This window comes from Vreelandella sp. H-I2 (assembly GCF_052959335.1).
Genome location: NZ_JBRAMC010000017.1, coordinates 1 through 3,197, shown reverse-complemented (window position 1 = coordinate 3,197; position 3,197 = coordinate 1). Strand labels below are relative to the sequence as shown.

At 54.4% G+C, this 3,197-nt stretch carries 2 rRNA genes; both read left to right on the top strand.

From position 1 onward, the window contains the following. The first annotated feature begins 22 nt into the window (after positions 1-22). Positions 23-2,911 (top strand): 23S ribosomal RNA (locus ACUVOF_RS21900). A 163-nt stretch (positions 2,912-3,074) separates the two neighbouring features. After that, positions 3,075-3,190 (top strand): 5S ribosomal RNA (rrf, locus tag ACUVOF_RS21895). Positions 3,191-3,197 lie beyond the last annotated feature (7 nt).

Here is a 3,197-nt window from a genome sequence, read left to right as displayed (position 1 = left end):
CCCAGACTCCTTCGGGTTATAGGGTCAAGCAATGAAGCGCACACGGTGGATGCCTAGGCAGCCAGAGGCGATGAAAGACGTGGTAGCCTGCGATAAGGTTCGGTGAGGTGGCAACAACCTGTGACCCGGACATCTCTGAATGGGGAAACCCACCGATCATAAGATCGGTATCGTGCATTGAATACATAGATGTACGAGGCGAACCAGGGGAACTGAAACATCTAAGTACCCTGAGGAAAAGAAATCAACCGAGATTCCCCTAGTAGCGGCGAGCGAACGGGGACCAGCCCTTAAGCATGAGACTGATTAGGCGAACGCGTTGGGAAGCGCGGCCGTAGCGGGTGATAGCCCCGTAGTCGAAAATCTGATCATGTGAAATCGAGTAGGTCGGGGCACGAGAAACCTTGACTGAAGACGGGGGGACCATCCTCCAAGGCTAAATACTCCTGGCTGACCGATAGTGAACCAGTACCGTGAGGGAAAGGCGAAAAGAACCCCGGAGAGGGGAGTGAAATAGATCCTGAAACCGTGTGCGTACAAGCAGTAGGAGCAGACTTGTTCTGTGACTGCGTACCTTTTGTATAATGGGTCAGCGACTTATATTCAGTGGCGAGGTTAACCGTATAGGGGAGCCGTAGGGAAACCGAGTCTTAACTGGGCGACACAGTCGCTGGATATAGACCCGAAACCGAGCGATCTATCCATGAGCAGGGTGAAGATTGAGTAACATCAATTGGAGGCCCGAACCAGGATCTGTTGAAAAAGATTTGGATGACTTGTGGATCGGAGTGAAAGGCTAATCAAGCTCGGAGATAGCTGGTTCTCCTCGAAAGCTATTTAGGTAGCGCCTCACGTAGTACCGCCGGGGGTAGAGCACTGTTTCGGCTAGGGGGTCATCCCGACTTACCAACCCGAGGCAAACTCCGAATACCGGTGAGTAACGCGTGGGAGACACACGGCGGGTGCTAACGTCCGTCGTGAAAAGGGAAACAACCCAGACCGTCAGCTAAGGTCCCGAAATCCTGGTTAAGTGGGAAACGATGTGGGAAGGCTCAGACAGCTAGGAGGTTGGCTTAGAAGCAGCCATCCTTTAAAGAAAGCGTAATAGCTCACTAGTCGAGTCGGCCTGCGCGGAAGATGTAACGGGGCTAAACCAGGTACCGAAGCTACGGGTTCATTCTTTGAATGAGCGGTAGAGGAGCGTCGTGTAAGCCAATGAAGGTGGATTGAGAAGTCTGCTGGAGGTATCACGAGTGCGAATGCTGACATGAGTAACGATAAAGGGAGTGAAAAACTCCCTCGCCGGAAGACCAAGGGTTTCTGTTCGACGCTAATCGGAGCAGAGTGAGTCGGCCCCTAAGGCGAGGCCGAAAGGCGTAGTCGATGGGAAACGGGTCAATATTCCCGTACCGGACATGGTTGCGATGGGGGGACGAAGAAGGCTAGGTGAGCCAGGCGTTGGTTGTCCTGGTGAAAGTGAGTAGGCTGAGAGTTTAGGCAAATCCGGACTCTCAAGGCCGAGACACGAAACGAACTGACCACGGTCAGGAAGTCACTGATGCCACGCTTCCAGGAAAAGCCTCTAAGCTTCAGATCATGTGCGACCGTACCCCAAACCGACACAGGTGGTCAGGGTGAGAATCCCAAGGCGCTTGAGAGAACTCGGGTGAAGGAACTAGGCAAAATGGTGCCGTAACTTCGGGAGAAGGCACGCCGGCGTAGGGTGACGAGACTTGCTCTCCTAGCCCGAACCGGTCGAAGATACCAGGTGGCTGCAACTGTTTATTAAAAACACAGCACTCTGCTAACGCGCAAGCGGACGTATAGGGTGTGACGCCTGCCCGGTGCCGGAAGGTTAAATGATGGTGTTAGGCTTCGGCCGAAGCTCTTGATTGAAGCCCCGGTAAACGGCGGCCGTAACTATAACGGTCCTAAGGTAGCGAAATTCCTTGTCGGGTAAGTTCCGACCTGCACGAATGGCGTAATGATGGCCACGCTGTCTCCACCCGAGACTCAGTGAAATTGAAATCGCCGTGAAGATGCGGTGTACCCGCGGCTAGACGGAAAGACCCCGTGAACCTTTACTATAGCTTCACACTGGACGCTGATGTTGCCTGTGTAGGATAGCTGGGAGGCTTTGAACTTCGGACGCCAGTTCGAAGGGAGCCAACCTTGAAATACCAGCCTGGCATCATTGGCGTTCTCACTCAGGTCCGTTATCCGGATCGAGGACAGTGTGTGGTGGGTAGTTTGACTGGGGCGGTCTCCTCCTAAAGAGTAACGGAGGAGCACGAAGGTACCCTCAGCACGGTCGGACATCGTGCAATGAGTGCAAGAGCATAAGGGTGCTTGACTGCGAGACAGACACGTCGAGCAGGTGCGAAAGCAGGTTCTAGTGATCCGGTGGTTCTGTATGGAAGGGCCATCGCTCAACGGATAAAAGGTACTCCGGGGATAACAGGCTGATACCGCCCAAGAGTTCACATCGACGGCGGTGTTTGGCACCTCGATGTCGGCTCATCACATCCTGGGGCTGAAGTCGGTCCCAAGGGTATGGCTGTTCGCCATTTAAAGTGGTACGCGAGCTGGGTTTAGAACGTCGTGAGACAGTTCGGTCCCTATCTGCCGTGGGCGTTGGATGTTTGAGAAGGGCTGCTCCTAGTACGAGAGGACCGGAGTGGACGACCCTCTGGTGTTCCGGTTGTCACGCCAGTGGCATTGCCGGGTAGCTATGGTCGGACGGGATAACCGCTGAAAGCATCTAAGCGGGAAGCCCCCTTCAAGATGAGACATCCCTGAGGCCTAGAGCCTCCTGAAGGGCCCAGCGAGACCAGCTGGTTGATAGGCACGGTGTGGAAGCGCTGCAAGGCGTTGAGCTAACGTGTACTAATGGCCCGTGAGGCTTGACCCTATAACACCCAAGGGGTCTGGTCGTAGTGATAACGTAGTGTTGAGAGATCAACGAACGCCGGATACGCAGCGTGTGGCCCAAGCCAATAGGCAACGGCGGCACGATAGCAAGAGACGATCACAAGATAGCAAACGCTAGTCAGCATGATGTACAGCCAGTTACGCCTGACGACCATAGCGAGCGTGAACCACCTGATCCCTTGCCGAACTCAGCAGTGAAACCGCTTAGCGCCGATGGTAGTGTGGGGTCTCCCCATGCGAGAGTAGGTCATCGTCAGGCACTTATA